The 15,097-nt window shown below is 69.0% G+C and carries 15 protein-coding genes and 2 pseudogenes; 11 read left to right on the top strand and 6 right to left on the bottom strand.

The genetic code is table 11. The annotated features are described in order from the left end of the window. The first annotated feature begins 50 nt into the window (after positions 1–50). From ACZ7SW_RS29935 to fahA, 5 genes are all read left to right on the top strand, one after another. Entirely contained in the window at positions 51–1,385 is a 1,335-nt protein-coding gene (locus ACZ7SW_RS29935) for an MFS transporter (RefSeq protein WP_470233705.1), read from the top strand. 43 nt (positions 1,386–1,428) lie between these two features. Next, positions 1,429–1,968, top strand: a complete 540-nt coding sequence (locus ACZ7SW_RS29940; protein WP_470233706.1) for a MarR family winged helix-turn-helix transcriptional regulator — start codon at positions 1,429–1,431, stop codon at positions 1,966–1,968. Positions 1,969–2,128: 160 nt separating this feature from the next. Beyond that, entirely contained in the window at positions 2,129–3,328 is a 1,200-nt protein-coding gene (locus ACZ7SW_RS29945; RefSeq protein ID WP_470233707.1) for a cupin domain-containing protein, read from the top strand. Continuing rightward, a complete protein-coding gene (locus ACZ7SW_RS29950; RefSeq protein WP_470233855.1) occupies positions 3,295–4,152 on the top strand; it encodes a hypothetical protein in 858 nt (285 codons plus the stop codon). The genes ACZ7SW_RS29945 and ACZ7SW_RS29950 overlap by 34 nt, the downstream gene beginning before the upstream one ends. Next, the gene (gene fahA / locus ACZ7SW_RS29955) at positions 4,149–5,318 is read left to right on the top strand and encodes a fumarylacetoacetase (protein WP_470233708.1); all 1,170 of its coding nucleotides are present in this window, start codon (positions 4,149–4,151) and stop codon (positions 5,316–5,318) included. The genes ACZ7SW_RS29950 and fahA overlap by 4 nt, the downstream gene beginning before the upstream one ends. Before the next feature lie 177 nt (positions 5,319–5,495). On the opposite strand, the pseudogene ACZ7SW_RS29960 reads toward fahA, so the two are convergent. Both ACZ7SW_RS29960 and ACZ7SW_RS29965 read right to left on the bottom strand, forming a co-directional pair. Next, positions 5,496–6,406 (bottom strand): annotated as a pseudogene (locus ACZ7SW_RS29960) (transposase); the annotation flags it as partial. Positions 6,407–6,628: 222 nt separating this feature from the next. Beyond that, the gene (locus ACZ7SW_RS29965; RefSeq protein ID WP_470233709.1) at positions 6,629–7,501 is read right to left on the bottom strand and encodes an aldo/keto reductase family oxidoreductase; all 873 of its coding nucleotides are present in this window, start codon (positions 7,499–7,501) and stop codon (positions 6,629–6,631) included. 130 nt (positions 7,502–7,631) lie between these two features. Between ACZ7SW_RS29965 and ACZ7SW_RS29970 the strand changes: the two genes are divergently transcribed. Further along, complete coding sequence (locus ACZ7SW_RS29970; protein ID WP_470233710.1) at positions 7,632–8,078, top strand: winged helix-turn-helix transcriptional regulator; 447 nt, start codon at positions 7,632–7,634, stop codon at positions 8,076–8,078. Positions 8,079–8,246: 168 nt separating this feature from the next. Here the strand turns inward: ACZ7SW_RS29970 and ACZ7SW_RS29975 are convergent, their stop codons facing one another. Together ACZ7SW_RS29975 and ACZ7SW_RS29980 are read right to left on the bottom strand one after the other, a co-directional pair. Further along, positions 8,247–8,876 carry a CoA transferase subunit B gene (locus tag ACZ7SW_RS29975; protein ID WP_470233711.1) on the bottom strand — a complete coding sequence of 210 codons (630 nt, stop codon included), beginning with the start codon at positions 8,874–8,876 and terminating at the stop codon, positions 8,247–8,249. Continuing rightward, complete coding sequence (locus ACZ7SW_RS29980; RefSeq protein WP_470233712.1) at positions 8,873–9,583, bottom strand: CoA transferase subunit A; 711 nt, start codon at positions 9,581–9,583, stop codon at positions 8,873–8,875. The genes ACZ7SW_RS29975 and ACZ7SW_RS29980 overlap by 4 nt, the downstream gene beginning before the upstream one ends. Before the next feature lie 157 nt (positions 9,584–9,740). Between ACZ7SW_RS29980 and ACZ7SW_RS29985 the strand changes: the two genes are divergently transcribed. Beyond that, entirely contained in the window at positions 9,741–10,508 is a 768-nt protein-coding gene (locus ACZ7SW_RS29985) for an IclR family transcriptional regulator (protein WP_470233713.1), read from the top strand. Positions 10,509–11,162: 654 nt separating this feature from the next. On the opposite strand, the pseudogene ACZ7SW_RS29990 reads toward ACZ7SW_RS29985, so the two are convergent. Both ACZ7SW_RS29990 and ACZ7SW_RS29995 read right to left on the bottom strand, forming a co-directional pair. Further along, positions 11,163–11,807: pseudogene (locus ACZ7SW_RS29990) on the bottom strand (RNA polymerase sigma factor); the annotation flags it as partial. A 129-nt stretch (positions 11,808–11,936) separates the two neighbouring features. After that, a complete protein-coding gene (locus ACZ7SW_RS29995; RefSeq protein WP_470233714.1) occupies positions 11,937–12,308 on the bottom strand; it encodes a winged helix-turn-helix transcriptional regulator in 372 nt (123 codons plus the stop codon). 141 nt (positions 12,309–12,449) lie between these two features. On the opposite strand from ACZ7SW_RS29995, the gene ACZ7SW_RS30000 reads away from it, so the two are divergent. Genes ACZ7SW_RS30000 through ACZ7SW_RS30015 form a run of 4 tightly spaced genes read left to right on the top strand, consistent with a single transcriptional unit; the run spans position 12,450 to position 15,095 of the window. Then, entirely contained in the window at positions 12,450–12,845 is a 396-nt protein-coding gene (locus ACZ7SW_RS30000) for a hypothetical protein (protein WP_470233715.1), read from the top strand. Next, positions 12,842–13,015, top strand: a complete 174-nt coding sequence (locus ACZ7SW_RS30005; protein ID WP_470233716.1) for a hypothetical protein — start codon at positions 12,842–12,844, stop codon at positions 13,013–13,015. The genes ACZ7SW_RS30000 and ACZ7SW_RS30005 overlap by 4 nt, the downstream gene beginning before the upstream one ends. Before the next feature lie 50 nt (positions 13,016–13,065). Beyond that, positions 13,066–13,746 (top strand): response regulator, encoded by a 681-nt coding sequence (locus ACZ7SW_RS30010; RefSeq protein WP_470233717.1) that lies wholly within the window; start codon positions 13,066–13,068, stop codon positions 13,744–13,746. After that, a complete protein-coding gene (locus ACZ7SW_RS30015; RefSeq protein WP_470233718.1) occupies positions 13,743–15,095 on the top strand; it encodes a sensor histidine kinase in 1,353 nt (450 codons plus the stop codon). Before ACZ7SW_RS30010 ends, ACZ7SW_RS30015 begins: the two co-directional genes overlap by 4 nt. Positions 15,096–15,097: the final 2 nt, after the last annotated feature.

Below are 15,097 nucleotides of genomic sequence, written 5' to 3' on the forward strand. Positions count from 1 at the left end.
CCGGATTGGCAACGATCAACACAGTACTGCTCACCGTCGAGGAGAACCCCATGCCCGTCCCCGCCGCAGCCGCCACCACGGCGGACTCCCCGCTGGCCAGACGCACCGTCCGCAAGGTCGGCGTGCGCGTCATGCCGATCGTCCTGCTGCTCTACATCTTCAACTACATGGACCGGGCGAACATCGGCTACGCCCAGCTCGGCATGGCCAAAGAGCTCACCATCACGGCCGCGACCTTCGGCGTCGCGTCGGCGATCTTCTTCCTCGCCTACGTCGTGTTCGAGGTCCCCAGCAACATGATCATGAAGAAGGTCGGGGCCCGGCTGTGGCTCAGCCGAATCGCGGTCAGCTGGGGCATCGTGACCGTGGTGACCGGGTTCGTCGCGAGCGTGACGCACCTGATGATCGCGCGGATCCTGCTCGGCATCGCCGAAGCCGGCCTGTTCCCCGGGCTGCTGCTGTACCTGACCTTCTGGTTCCGCGGCAAGGAGCGCGGCCGGGCCATCGCGACGCTCGCGCTCGCGCAGCCGATCGCGCTGATCCTGGGCAGCCTGTTCGGCGGCTGGATCCTCGACCACGTGCACTGGTTCGGCATGAGCAGCTGGCAGTGGGTGTTCATCCTGCAGGGCGCGCCCGCGGTGCTGATCGGCCTGCTGACCTTCTTCTGCCTGCCGAACAAGCCGGCCGACGCCAAGTTCCTGACCGCCGAGGAAAGCTCCTGGCTGCAGGCCGAGATCGACCGCGAGTACGTGCCGGAGGAGAAGGAAACGTTCCTCGGCCAGCTGCGCGCGGTCCGCGACGGCAAGGTGATGCTGCTGGCGATTTCCAACCTCTTCATCGCCTGCGGCCTGTACGGGCTGACGTTCTTCCTGCCGCTGATCGTGAAGCAGCTCGACCCGAAGTACTCCTCGACCAACATCGGCCTGCTCGGCGCGATCCCGTACGTCGTCGGCGCGGTCGGCATGCTGCTGCTCGCCCGCAACTCCGACCGGACCGGCGAGCGCAAGGGACACGTGATCGGCACCGTGCTGGTGGCGGCGATCGGGTTCTTCGGCGCGATCCAGTTCAAGACGGTGCCGACGTTGTCGCTGATCAGCCTGTCGCTGGCGGCGATCGGCGTGCTCGGCTACCTCGCTCCGTACTGGGCGATGGCCGCGCGGGTGCTGTCGAAGGAGCACACGGCGGTCGGCCTGGCCGCGATCAACTCGATCGCCGCGCTCGGCGGGTTCTTCGGGCCGTACGCGATCGGGCTCGCGGCCACCGAGACCGACGTGACGGTCGGGCTGTACTTCCCGATCGGCTGCCTGATCGTCGCCGCGGCGATGCTGACGTTCCTCAAGGTGCCGCGCGACGCCGGTGCCCGTTCGGTCCGTCCGGCAAAGTAGTTTCGAGTTTGATTATCCCGGCGGCGCGGTTACAGTGCTGTCCATGCAGGACCCCGCCGCGCCGCCGGACCCGGACTCGCTCGACTTCTGGTCGTTCATCGCGCTGGCCAACCGCAGGCTGTCGCAGGAGTACGGGTTCCGCCACCAGCTGGCGACCGAGGTGCTGCTGACGCTGAACCGGGCGTCGAACCTGGTGACCTACGACCTCGAATCCGCCGTGCACCGGCCGCGCGGACGGTCGTGGTCGGCGTTCCGCGTGCTGTTCGTCGTGTGGCTGGCCGGGCCGCTCGAACCGTCCGCCGCCGCGCGGCTCACCGGGATGAGCCGCGCGGCGGTGTCGAATCTGGCGAAAACCCTGGTCAGCGAAGGTCTGCTGACGCGGACGCCGGGCGAGACGGACGGCCGTTCGGTGCGGCTTTCGCTCACCGAGGCCGGGCACGCCGAGATGCTTGAGGTGTTCGAGGCGCAGAACGAACGCGAGGCCGGGTGGGTCGAGGTGCTCACCGAGGCCGAGCAGCGCGTGCTGGTGATGCTGCTGGACAAGCTCATCTCCGGCCGGGCCGGGTTCGCGACCCGCCGCTGACCCCTGCCTCGCCGTCCGTGAGGGGAACCCTGAAGGAATCAGATTCCCTCAGGGTTCCCCTCACGGACAGCCACCAGCCCCTTCCCACGGCTCAGCTGGGGGACTAGGCTGGCCGCAAAGTAGTACATACTTTGATTACTTCGCGCCGAGGAGGCGACCCATGGCCTACTACCGCAGCGCGGGCAGCATCCCGCCTAAGCGGCACACGCAGCACCGCACGCCCGAAGGCGGGCTCTATTCCGAGGAGCTGATGGGCGAGGAGGGCTTCTCGTCGGACTCGTCGCTGCTCTACCACCGCGGCATCCCGTCCGCGATCGTGGACGCGACGCCGTGGGAACTGCCGGACCAGACGCTCACCGAGAACCGGCCGCTCAAGCCGCTGCACCTCAAGCTGCACACGCTGTTCCCGGGCGAAGAGTGGAAGAGCGCGGACGTCGTCAACGGCCGTCGTCTGGTGCTCGGCAACAGCGACGTGCGCATCTCCTACGTCGCCGCCGGCGAGGCTTCTCCGTTGTACCGCAACGCAATCGGCGACGAATGCGTGTATGTCGAGTCCGGCGAAGCGGTCGTCGAGACGGTATTCGGCGCACTGCCCGCGCGCGCTGGCGACTACGTGATCCTCCCCCGCGCCACCACGCACCGCTGGGTGCCGAAGGGCCCGGAACCGTTGCGCGCCTACGTGATCGAGGCGAACTCGCATATCGCGCCGCCGAAGCGTTACCTGTCGCGCTACGGCCAGTTGCTGGAGCACGCGCCCTACTGCGAGCGCGACCTGCACGGCCCGGCCGAGCCTCTGCTCGCCGAGGGCACTGACGTCGAGGTGCTGGTGAAGCACCGCGGCTCGCGCGGCGTCGTCGGCACGCGGTACGTGTACCCGACGCACCCGTTCGACGTGGTCGGCTGGGACGGCTGCCTCTACCCGTACACGTTCAACATCTCCGACTTCGAGCCCGTCACCGGCCGCGTGCACCAGCCGCCGCCCGTGCACCAGGTGTTCGAGGGCAACAACTTCGTCATCTGCAACTTCGTGCCGCGCAAGGTCGATTACCACCCGCTTTCGATCCCGGTGCCGTACTACCATTCCAATGTGGACTCCGACGAGGTGATGTTCTACTGCGGCGGGAACTACGAGGCGCGCAAGGGTTCCGGCATCGGCCAGGGCTCGATCAGCCTGCACCCCGGCGGGCACAGCCACGGCCCGCAGCCGGGCGCGGTGGAACGCTCGATCGGCGCGGAGTTCTTCGACGAGCTGGCCGTCATGGTCGACACGTTCCGCCCGCTGGAAATCGGCGAGGGCGGTCACGCGAGCGACGACCCCGGCTACGCCTGGACCTGGGCAGGACGGGGACCGCAGTCGTGACCGACACACTGACCCGCGGCCTGCTCGACGACGCGGCCGTCTTCCCGCCCGGTCTGGCGCCGCTGCCGGATGCCGTCGCCGCGCACGACCGGCACACCTCCGCCGAGTACGCCGCGATGGTCGGCCCGCTGGTCGTCGCCGCGTCCGGCTTGGCGGAGCTGGCCGAAGTCGTTAAGGGCCGCGAAACCCCGTTGCCGCTCACCGTGACGCTGCCCGCCGGGCCGGACGGGATCGCCGACGTGCTCAAGGCCGTCGACGGACTGCCGGTGTCGGTCGAATCGCTGGAAATCGCGGTACCGCAAGGAATGAGCGTCGCCGAGTTTCTGTCCGCAGTGGACGGTTGCCCGGTTCCCGTCGCCGTGGAAATCCCGCGCGACGAACGCCGGGTTCCGTTGCTGCAGGCGCTTTCCGGTACGCCGCACAAGGCGAAGTTCCGCACCGGCGGCACCTCCGCCGAGTACTACCCGGACGAAGCCGAGCTGGCCGCCGCGATCCGCGCTGCCGTCGAGGCGGGCGTGCCGTTCAAGGCGACCGCGGGCCTGCATCACGCGATCCGCAACACCGACCCCGCGACCGGTTTCGAACAGCACGGATTCTTGAATCTCTTGCTCGCCGCCGAAGCGGCCGACCGCGGTGCCGAGGGTGAGGAAGTCGTTGCGCTGCTTGCCGAACGCGACGGTGCCGTCATCGCCGACCGCATCCGCGCGCTGGCCCCGGAACGCCTGGCCGCGGCCCGCGCGCAGTTCACCTCGTTCGGCACCTGCAGCATCACCGACCCGCTCACCGAACTGACAGACCTAGGCCTGATCGGAGCCCCCGCATGACCGTGCTCGACATCCCCGCCGGCTCCCCCTTCGGCGTCGAAAACCTGCCGTACGGCGTTTTCTCGGCAGGCGACGGCAGTCCCCGAGTGGGCGTGCGCGTGGGCGAGCACGTGCTGGACCTGTCGATCGCCTTGGGCGACGCGGTCTTCGCCGAGCCGACGCTCAACGCCTTCATGGCGCAGGGCTACGACCGCTGGGTCGAGGTCCGCACGCGACTGCAGACGCTGGTGACCGGCGAGGTGCCCGCCGAAGCCGTGCACGCGATCGGCGACGTCACCCTGCACCTGCCCATCGACGTCGCCGACTACGTGGACTTCTATGCCTCGGAACACCACGCGTCGAACGTCGGCCGTTTGTTCCGTCCGGACGCGGAACCGTTGCTGCCCAACTGGAAACACCTCCCGGTCGGCTACCACGGCCGCTCCGGCACGGTCTACGTGTCCGGCACCGACGTGGTCCGCCCGAGCGGCCAGCGCAAGGGCGACGACGGTCCGGTCTTCGGCCCGAGCACCCGCCTGGACATCGAGGCGGAACTGGGCTTCATCGTCGGCGCGGGCACTCCCGCCAACTCCCCCGTCTCGCCGGACGACTTCCCGAAGCACGTGTTCGGCGCGGTGCTGCTGAACGACTGGTCGGCCCGCGACATCCAGGCCTGGGAGTACGTCCCGCTGGGCCCGAACCTGGGCAAGAGCTTCGCGACGTCGATCTCGCCGTGGGTGGTCCCGGTCCTGGCACTGGCCGGGGCCCGGGTGCCGCTGCCCGGCCAGACGTCGCCGGAACCCCTGCCCTACCTGCGGGAAACGTCGCCGTGGGGCCTGGACGTCAACCTGACGGTGCGGTGGAACGGCCAGGAGGTCGCCCGCCCGCCGTACCGCGAGATGTACTGGTCCCCCGCCCAGATGCTGGCCCACCTGACCGTCAACGGAGCCTCCGCCCGCACCGGCGATCTGTACGGTTCCGGCACGATCTCCGGGGCGGAACCAGCGGAACGGGGCTCATTCCTGGAACTCTCCTGGGGCGGCCGGGACCCGCTGACCGTCAACAGCGAGCAACGCACCTTCCTACAGGACGGGGACGAGGTGACCATCACCGGCGCGGCCACCACCGGCAGCGGCGCAACCCTGGGCTTCGGCGAAGTCCGAGGCCGAATCCTCCCCGCGCAGTAACCAGCCCGAAAAGACGTGAGGGGGCCCCTGAGGGAATCTGATTCCCTCAGGGGCCCCCTCACGGACTTCTCCCAGCCGCGCCCGCCCTCCCCACCCACTGAACCGCAGCCGAAGCACCCACCTCGCCAAGCACCCACACCACCCCGCACCCCGATACGAAGCCGAAACGGCTCTTCGCAATCCAGGGTGCAGTCGTGGCCTGAAGCCGCCGGTTGCCGCCAGGGATCTGGCGATGCAGTTGGTGAGGTTGCGGAATCCGAGGGCGGTGTTCGAGCCGTCCGTTGACGGCCTCGGCCGGTCCGTTGGACGGTCCCCGGGCATTCGAAGCAGGCCAGCACGTCGGCGGCTCGCTTCTTCAATGTCCGGCCGAGCGTGATGATCTCGCTCAACGCGCTCGGGACGCCCTGGCTGACCGACTCGATCAACTTCACCATCAGCTCTCGGCTCTTGCTCCGATCGGGTTCGCGGCAGGCGGCGATCATCCGCTGGCAGATCCCCACGTGGCTTCGACCTCAACGTGAGCGTCGCTGGCAACAGTGTGGCCAGTCGGTCCTTCTGCTTGTCTCTTCGCGTTCGGCGAGCCAGGTTTGAGCGCCTGCTCGGAACGGCCTTCGACCATGTCGAGCGGCCGGGCAGGCCCGGTGCCGTCACGGTTGCCGGTCAGGTCAATGATCACCGTGACGTACTTGTCGCCACGCCTGGTGTGGTGCCACACATGCTCGTCGACGCCGATCGCGGTGACATCGCCGACCCCGTCCCGGTGTCGTCGATGAGGACGCGTCTGCCCTCGGCGAGTACGGCATCGTTGGCAGTGTTCCAGGCGACCCCGAGCCCTTCGGCGACACGAGCGATGGTGAGGTGCTGGCAGACGATGGCTTCAAGCGCCCACCGCAGCCCGCGGCGCGAGAGCTTTGCCCGCGATGCAGCCGCCTTGGTGGTGTCTTGCCGCCACACGTGCCACAGTCGACGCAGCGGTAGCGGCGGCACCACTGATCGGACTCGACGACCCGGCACGCGAGAACTGCACGATCCGGTGCGAGTCGCTGACCGGTGACTTCGAGCCCGAGCTCGGCAAGGCGGCAGAAGGTGCAGGAACCCTCTTCCTCGGGAGACCTCGACGCCTACCCGACCGCCGACGCGGGGTCAGCGGCCACCGCCGGTGGACCAAGTTTCCTGACGGTTGATGATCTGAAGTCGACCAGGTGAGGGCGAATCGTCCTGCTTCGGTCCCGGTCGCGCGAAGGCGCCCGGGACCGAAACGTGAACGGTGGCTTCGGTCGTGGCTTGCGGGCCGTTCAGCTACGGGGTATTCAGCGGCCGATGTCGTCCAGCTCGGTCAAGTCCTCTTGCGAGAGGGAGAGTCCCGTGCCGGCGATGTTCTCGCGAAGGTGCGCTGTCGATGACGTGCCGGGGATGAGCAGGATGTTCGGTGATCGCTGCAGCAGCCAGGCCAGTGCGACGGACATCTGTGTCGCCTTCAATCGAGCGGCGACCGCCGAGAGCGCCGAGTACTGAAGCGGGTTAAAGCCCCCGAGAGGGAAGAAGGGCACGTACGCGACGCCTTCGGTGGCGAGCCGGTCGATGAGCTTGTCGTCGTGGCGGTGGGCGAGGTTGTACATGTTCTGCACGCACACGATCGGCGCGATGCCCTGTGCCTCGGTGACCTGCTCCTCGGTGGCGTTGCTGACCCCGAGATGGCGGATCAGGCCCTGCTGCTGGAGTTCCACCAGCGTCTCGAACGCTTCGGCGAGCGAGCCGGGCTGGGGGCCTTCGGCGTTGCCGAGCCGGAGGTTGACCAGGTCGAGTGCGTCGAGCTGGAGGGACTTGAGGTTGTCGTGGACCTGGCGGCGCAGATCTTCGGGTCGCCGGGCTGTGGGCCAGCCACCCTGTTCGTCGCGGGTCGCGCCCACCTTGGTCACGATGTGCAGCGGCCCGGGATAGGGGTGCAGTGCCTCGCGGATCAGCTCGTTGGTGATGCGCGGCCCGTAGGCGTCGCTGGTGTCGATGTGGGTGATGCCGAGGTCGACCGCTTCACGCAGAACGGCCAGGGCCCCCTCGCGATCGGCGGGCGGCCCCATGACCCACGGGCCGGCCAGTTGCATGGCGCCGTAGCCGAACCGGGTGACGGTCAAGTCGCCCAGAGTCCGGGTGCCGCCGGGAAGAGAGAGGGAGGGTGTGCTCATCCTGTTGCCTTTCGTCGTGCACTGGGGGTGGCGCCTGCCGCCTCCTTGCATCAGCATTGGAGAGAAACTTCCTGTCGGGAAGTAGGCACTTCAGAGTGCGTAACCCACCCATCGGTGAGAGGTTCGATCAGTGACGACGATGAAGGCGGCCCAGAAGAGGGCCCAGGCCAAGGCGGAGTACGACGCGTTCCTGGCAGGGTGCCCCAGCCGGCAGCTGCTCGACCGGATCTCGGACAAGTGGGTCGTCCTGATCCTGTGTGCGCTGGGCGGCGACACCAGCCCTGGCCAGCCCGATGCAGCACGCGCAGACGCTCCGAAGGCGATGCGTTACTCCGAGATCTCTCGTCTTCTGGCCGGAGTCAGCCAGAAGATGCTGACCCAGACGCTGCGGTCGCTGGAGCACGATGGCCTGCTCACCCGTACCGTGACACCAACCGTCCCGGTCACCGTCTCCTACGAGCTGACCGACCTCGGCCTCTCGCTCCACCACATGACGCGCGGGCTCAGAAACTGGGCGCAAACACACATGGCCGAGGTCCTCGCAAACCGTGAGAACCACGACGCTCGCACCTCCTGACGACTCACCTCCAGCCGTCCAAACAGCTCTATGTTCTCGGTGCTGCACCCTCAACTGCGAAGAGCCGCCAAAACGCGGCGCGGGGGGTGTTCGTCAAGGCATCTTCCCGCCTTGACGAACACCCCCGCGCCGTAGTCACAATCAGGCTTCGGGGTGCCCCGCCCACCGCTATTCCGCGACAGGCGCCCCAGTCTTCTCCCGAACCTCTTCAAGAGAAACCCCCGGCGCCAACTCCACCAGCTTCAACCCGTCGTCCGTGACATCCAGCACAGCCAAGTTGGTGATAATCCGGTTCACCACCCCGGCCCCCGTCAACGGCAGAGTGCACTTCTCGACAATCTTAGGCGTCCCGTCCTTGGCAGTGTGATCCGTAATGATCACCACCCGGCGAGCCCCGGCGACGAGATCCATCGCCCCGCCCATCCCCTTGACCAGCGCCCCGGGAACCGTCCAGTTGGCCAGATCCCCATTAGCCCCGACCTGCAACGCCCCGAGCAACGCCAAATCGATATGCCCGCCGCGAATCATCGCGAACGACTCGGCCGAATCGAACAAACTGGCCCCAGGCTGCAACGTAACAGTCTGCTTCCCAGCGTTCACCAGGTCCGGATCTTCCTCGCCCTCCCAGGGAAACGGCCCCAGCCCGAGAATCCCGTTCTCGCTGTGCAACGTGACCTGCACACCGTCCGGAATATGATTCGCCACCTGGGTAGGAATCCCGATCCCGAGATTCACGTAATCGCCGTCCCGCAGCTCACGAGCCCCGATCGTGGCCATTTCATCGCGATTCCAGCTCACGCCGACGCCTCCTCGCGCACGCGCACAGTCCGCTTCTCGATCTGCTTTTCCCGCGCAGTCGCCTGGATCAGCCGCTGCACGTAAATCCCCGGCGTGGTGATCCGCTCCGGATCGAGGTACTCGTCCGAAACCCGCTCGGCCTCGGCCACCGTCACCTTCCCGCACGTCGCGACGAGCGGGTTGAAGTTGCGCGAGGCGTAGCGGTAGATCAGGTTCCCGGCCGGGTCCGCGACATACGCGTGCACCAGCGAGAGGTCGGCGACGATCCCGCGCTCCTGCACGTAGGTGACCCCGTCGAACTCGGCGTGCGGCTTGCCCTCGGCGATCGGCGTGCCGACCCCGGACTTGGTGTAGAACGCCGGGATCCCCGCGCCGCCCGCCCGCATCCGCTCGGCGAGCGTCCCCTGCGGGGTGAACTCGACCTCGACCGTCCCGTCGAGATACTGCTGCGCGAACAGCTTGTTCTCGCCCACGTACGACGCCACGACCCGGCGGACCTGCCGGTTGTCGAGCAGAATGCCGAGCCCGGCCCCGTCGACTCCCATGTTGTTCGAGACGATCGTCAGATCGCGCACGCCCGAGTCCCGGACCGCCTCGATGAGGTCGTTCGGGTTCCCGGTGAGGCCGAAGCCCCCGACCGCGATCGTCAGCCCGTCCTCGAGCAGCCCGTCGAGGGCCTCCGCGGCGCTGCGGTACTTCGTCGGCACGGCATCCTCTCCACTTCGTTCGGTGAGTGGTCAGTCCCCGCATACAACCCAGCGCGGGCGAAACGGGTCAACCGACACGCCGGGATCCCCGGCAAACCTCTCGCGCACCGAACACCCGCGCCCGATGCGTCCACTGAGCGGACGTACCCTCCCTACCGTGCCCACCACGCCTCCTGACCACGTAGTCGGACGGGTGTCCGCGGTCCTGCGCGCATTGTCCACCTACCGCGACGGAGCGTCGACCTCGCAGCTGTCACGCCAGTGCGGCCTGGCCCGGCCGACGGTGCACCGGCTGCTCGCGTCGCTGGCCGCCGAGGGCTACGTCGACCGCGACCGGCAAAGCGGCCGCTGGTACCTGGGCCCGGAGCTGTACCTGCTGGGCGAGGCGGCCGCCCCGCGCTACGACGTGACGCAGCAGGCGCGCGCGAGCGTCCACCGGCTGGCCGCGGCCACCGGGGAAAGCGCGTTCTTCTCCGCCCGCCGCGGCAACGAGACGGTCTGCCTGCTGCGCGAGGACGGCGACTTCCCGATCCGGTCGTTCGTGCTGTACGAGGGCGCGCGGTTTCCGCTGGGCGTGGTGTCGGCGGGGCTGGTGGTGCTGGCGATGCTGCCGGACCGGGAGGTCGAGGAGTATCTGTCCACAGTGGACCTGACCGGCGAATGGGGCCCGGCGCACCGGGCGGAAGATGTGCGGGCCCGGGTCGCGCGGACACGGGAGGACGGGTACTCGACCAATCCCGGGCTGGTGGTCGAGGGGAGCTGGGGCATGGCGGCGGCGGTGTTCACGCCGGGCGGGGAGCCGGCGTGGGCGTTGACGTTGACCGGGGTGGAGTCGCGGTTCCGGGCGGAGAGGCGGGGTGAGTTGGGGGCGTTGTTGTTGAAGGAGGCGCATGCGTTGACGAATGTGCTCCGGCAGCCCTCGTGAGTGTTGATCTCCGGCGGGAAGGGGTCATGCTTCCTCGATGCGCTCGGTGTCGTCGCCCTCGTCGCAGGACAGGGCTTCGAGATTCGCCAGCAAATCGCGGGGCGACTTGAGCAAGTGCTGGTTCTGTTCGAGCGCGCGAACCTGCGCCACCGAGAGGGTTTGGGTGAAAGAGCTGACCCGGCCGGTTTCGTCGGTCTGCTTCGCCACCAGCAGAGAGCCGACGAGCGCGACGAAATTGTCGCACCCCGCCGCCGCGGCGAACAGCTTCTGTACCGCGTCCGCGTGCTGCGCGTTAACCTCGCTCATCGGTTTCTGCAGGGCGACGACTTCGACCGCGTGCTCGACCTTCTGCAGCCGCTGTTTGACCTCCGACCGGGACAACGTGCGCTTCGCCCCGAGCGTGAACCGCCGCATCCAGGACGAGATCACCGGAGGCCCGTCCGGGACGGCCTCGATGCCCTCGTGCGCGAGAAGGCCGGCGAGTGCCTCGGCGAGCCGTCGCGCTGCCGCGTGGTCGTTCCCGGCGACGTAGACGAAGCTGGCATGGTCCTGCACCCGGATGACGTGGTCGCCGAGGGCAGCCACGTCGCTGGGCTTCGAGGCGGCGGTCCCCGGCGATCGATCCCACGGTCCCTCGGCCGACGGTTGGCCGGTCCCTTCTTCTGCGAGCAGATCGCGCATCGAGTCGAGGCAGCGGCCCCTGGTGGGCCCCACGCTGCCGCGCGGCATCTGCATAGCCTCGGCGACCGCGCGGTATTCGGCGCGGCCGGCGAGGACGGTCAGCCGCAGCAGCTCCTGGCAGCGCGCGGGCAGCCGGAGGAAGGCGCGCCAGACCCGACGGTGCCGGTCGGCGCGGACGGCTTCCCCCTCAGACGCGGGATGATCGCTCTCAAGGGTCGCGGCGACCTCGTCATACAACGGCACCGGCCGAGCGCGCCCGCCGTACGAGCTGATCGCCGCGCGGCGAGTCGTGGTGATCAGCCAAGCGGCGAGCGCGCGGGGATCAGGCAGCTTCGCGAGCTGCTGGTACAAGGTAATCCACACGGTCTGGACCACATCCTCGGCCAGCTGCCGGTCGAGCCCGTTGGCGCGCGCGACGTGCCACACAAGCGGCGTCAGCTCGTCGACAAGCTTCGCCATGGCGCGCCGATCACCGCCCTGCGCCGCTTCCATGCAAGCGGCGTGGAGGTCGGCACCGGTCAGGCCTTCCCAGGGCGGGTCTACCTCGGCGGCCTGCTGTACTTCGCCAGTCCGCCCGTCGCCTGAACGGTCGACACCGTCCGATTCTCGCCCGGCCATCCGTACCGTCCGATTCTCGCCGTGCCGTCGATTACAGCTCGCAAAGCAGCGTAACGGCACACTGTGGGGCAGCAGGTGCCCTGATGACAGAGTCGCCAATTGCCGGTCGGCTAGAAACGCGATCGCAGCTCAAGAAGCCGTAGCCGCGTTCTCCGCGTCGTAAGCCGCTCGCGCGGCCGTCACCTGGTCCATGTTCCGGCGTGCCCAGCGGTCCAGCAGTTCCAGCGGTTCGGCCAGGTTGCGGCCCAGCTGGGTCAGTTCGTACTCGACCTTCGGCGGGATCACCGGGTACGCGGTGCGGGTCAGGATGCCGTCGCGGACCAGGCTGCGCAGCGTCTGCGTCAGGACCTTCTGCGAGATGCCCTCGACTCGCTTGCCGATCTCGGTGAACCGCAGCGGGCCGTCCACCAGGGCGCCGACGATCAGCACCGTCCACTGGTCGCCGATCCGGTCGAGCAACTGGCGCGTCGGGCAGTCTCGGTCGTACGGATTTCCCAGCACGGCGGCCTCCTCACTCTCCGCAAGAGAGTAACACTCCCCCGGGTCGGCAGGCTTTACCGAACCCGAACATTCGTCCCACACCCCTCGTACACCCGCGCGCGACAGTGCTCTCGAGGACACCGACACGGGAGGACGAGAACGATGCGAGGAACAAGGCGGCTGGCACTGGCGGGCTGCGGGATCGCGGCCGGACTGCTCGTGGCCGCGCCGATCGCCAGCGCCGATACGCAGGCTCCGGCGCCGGCTCCGGTCACGCTGAGCCCCCAGGAGGTGCAGCAGATGTGCACGGCTTGGGTGCCGAAACTGCGCAAACAGGCCCAGAACCTGACCAACCGGATCAACGGCGGACCGGAGGTCTCCGGGTCGGTCGCGAATCTCAAGGCGCGCGCGAACGACGCCCGCACGAAGGGGCACAGCGCACAGGCCGACCGGCTGCAGAAGCGCGCGGACAAGCGGCAGAGCCGGATCGGGGAGCTGGCGAACGCGACGAAGCAGCTCGACGCGTTCGCCGCCGCGCACTGTCAGGCGCCCAAGTGAAGCGGCTGATCGCGTTCGCCGCCGCGGCTGTCGTCGCCGGGCTCGGCTGCGCGGCGTGCGACAACGGTTCGGCGCCGTCGTCGGGGGCGGCGCCGAACGGCGATCTGAGCAGCGTCCAGTCCACGCTGGACTCGATCCAGTCCGACATGGCGGGCGACGGGTCGCGGTGACGCGCGTACCGTCTCCCCCGACGTAGCCTGCCGGAGGAACGGGAGCCCGCATGGGGTCAGCTGGCCGCGGTCTCGTCCTCGTCGTGGAGGACGAGACCGCGATCGCCGAGCTCGCCGCGCTGTACCTGCGGCGCGACGGGTTCGGGGTGGAGGTCGAGCCGGACGGCGCGAAGGCGCTCGCGGCGATCCGCCGGTCGCGGCCGGTCGCCGTGGTGCTCGACATCGGACTGTCCGGAATGGACGGTATCGAGATCTGCCGCGCACTGCGCGCGGCGGGCGACTGGACGCCGGTGCTGTTCGTGACGGCCCGCGACGACGAGCTGGATCGCTTGCTGGGCTTGGAAATCGGCGCGGACGACTACCTCACCAAACCGTTCAGCCCGCGCGAACTCGCCGCCCGCGTACGGACTGTGCTGCGCCGAGCGTCCGGCAGTCCGTCCACGACACTCGCTTGCGGCGGCGTGCGCGTCGACGTGCCCGGCCGCCGCGCTTGGGCGGGCGAGGCCGAGATCACGCTCACCTCCACCGAATTCGACCTGCTCGCCCACCTGCTGCGGCATCCCGGCCAGGTCCTCTCGCGCGATCAGCTGCTCAGCGCGGTCTGGGGCTACGCCGCCGCGGCCGGGACCCGCACCGTCGACGTGCATGTCGCGCAGCTGCGGGCGAAACTCGGCGACGACAGTCCGATCCGGACAGTGCGGGGCATCGGATACGCCGCGGACGCCGGATGAAAAGCACGCTCGCGCTCCGGATCACCGTGGTGTGCCTGGCCGTCGCCGGGATCGCGGTGCTCGTCGCCGGGCTGGTCGCGTCCAGATTGGTCCGCACCACCGCGGATTCGGTGCTGCAGCAGTCGTTGCGGGACCAGGCCGACGTCATCGCCGGGCAGCTCGACGACACCGGCATCGGCAACCGGCTCGCGATCGGCAAGGCGGCCGCGGTCGTGCGGGGGCAAGGCATCGAGGTCGTCGTGCACCGGGCCAGCGGCCAGAATTCCGGGCAGGCGACCGCGGTGCGCGCGGCGGAACGGGCCGGGCTCACGTCCGGGAAGGACCATTCGACGCGGGTCGCGATCGGCAATGTCGACTACCTCGTGGAGGTGCGCCCGGTCGGCCCGCAGGCGGCGTTCGCGCTCGTGCAGCCGGTCCGCAGCGCGGAGGCGACGCAACATGCGTTGCTGCGCAACATTCTTCTGGCCCTCGGCATCGGGCTTCTGGTCGCCGCCATCGCCGGATACGTCTCCGGGCGGTTGCTCGGCCGCCCGCTCCGCCGCGCGGCCGCCGCCGCGGGAAGTCTCAGCGCCGGTCGACGCGACATCCGGGTGCCGGTGGAAGGCCCCGTCGAAGTCGCCCAGGTCGCGGGCTCGCTGAACGAGCTCGCCGACGCGCTGGCCCGGAGCGAAGCCCGCCAACGGGAATTCCTGCTTTCGGTGTCGCACGAACTTCGCACCCCGCTGACCGCTGTGACCGGTTTCGCCGAGGCGATCGCCGACGGGGTCGCCGAGGGCCCGGACGCCCGCCGCGCCGGCGAGACGATCCACCGCGAGGCGCAACGCCTGGAACGGCTCGTCTCCGATCTGCTGGAACTCGCCCGGCTCGGGGCCGACGAATTCCAGCTCGACCTGGATGTTTTCGACTTCGCCGCGCTGGTCCGGGACTGCGCGGAGGTGTGGCAACTGCGCTGCGCCCGCTCGGACGTCCCGCTGACCGTGCAGTCTCCCCCTGAAGCCGCCATGGTGACCGCCGATGCCCGCCGGTTGCACCAGGTCGTGGACGGTCTGGCGGAGAACGCTTTGCGCGTCACGCCCGCCGGTGCGCCGATGGTGTTCGCGCTGGCGGTCGCGGACGGCCACGCGCACCTGTCGGTCCGAGACGGCGGCCCGGGGCTCGCGCCGGAGGACTACCCGGTGGCTTTCGAACGCGGCGTGCTCAATGCCCGGTACCGCGACAGCCGCCCGGTGGGCTCCGGCATCGGATTGGCTCTGGCGCACGGGCTGGTGACGCGGATGGGCGGGACGTTGACGGCGGGACCGGCTCCCGAAGGCGGCGCCGCGTTCACCATCACGCTGCCGCTGGCCTGAAA

It is taken from the genome of Amycolatopsis sp. NPDC114484, assembly GCF_055633755.1.

Bases quoted from the DNA above. Each gene is read 5' to 3' on its own strand.
- ACZ7SW_RS29935 (WP_470233705.1), top strand. From the start codon at position 51: ATGCCCGTCCCCGCCGCAGCCGCCACCACGGCGGACTCCCCGCTGGCC.
- ACZ7SW_RS30000 (WP_470233715.1), top strand. From the start codon at position 12,450: ATGCGAGGAACAAGGCGGCTGGCACTGGCGGGCTGCGGGATCGCGGCC.
- ACZ7SW_RS30010 (WP_470233717.1), top strand. From the start codon at position 13,066: ATGGGGTCAGCTGGCCGCGGTCTCGTCCTCGTCGTGGAGGACGAGACC.
- ACZ7SW_RS29940 (WP_470233706.1), top strand. From the start codon at position 1,429: ATGCAGGACCCCGCCGCGCCGCCGGACCCGGACTCGCTCGACTTCTGG.
- fahA (WP_470233708.1), top strand. From the start codon at position 4,149: ATGACCGTGCTCGACATCCCCGCCGGCTCCCCCTTCGGCGTCGAAAAC.
- ACZ7SW_RS30015 (WP_470233718.1), top strand. From the start codon at position 13,743: ATGAAAAGCACGCTCGCGCTCCGGATCACCGTGGTGTGCCTGGCCGTC.
- ACZ7SW_RS29945 (WP_470233707.1), top strand. From the start codon at position 2,129: ATGGCCTACTACCGCAGCGCGGGCAGCATCCCGCCTAAGCGGCACACG.
- ACZ7SW_RS29965 (WP_470233709.1), bottom strand. From the start codon at position 7,501: ATGAGCACACCCTCCCTCTCTCTTCCCGGCGGCACCCGGACTCTGGGC.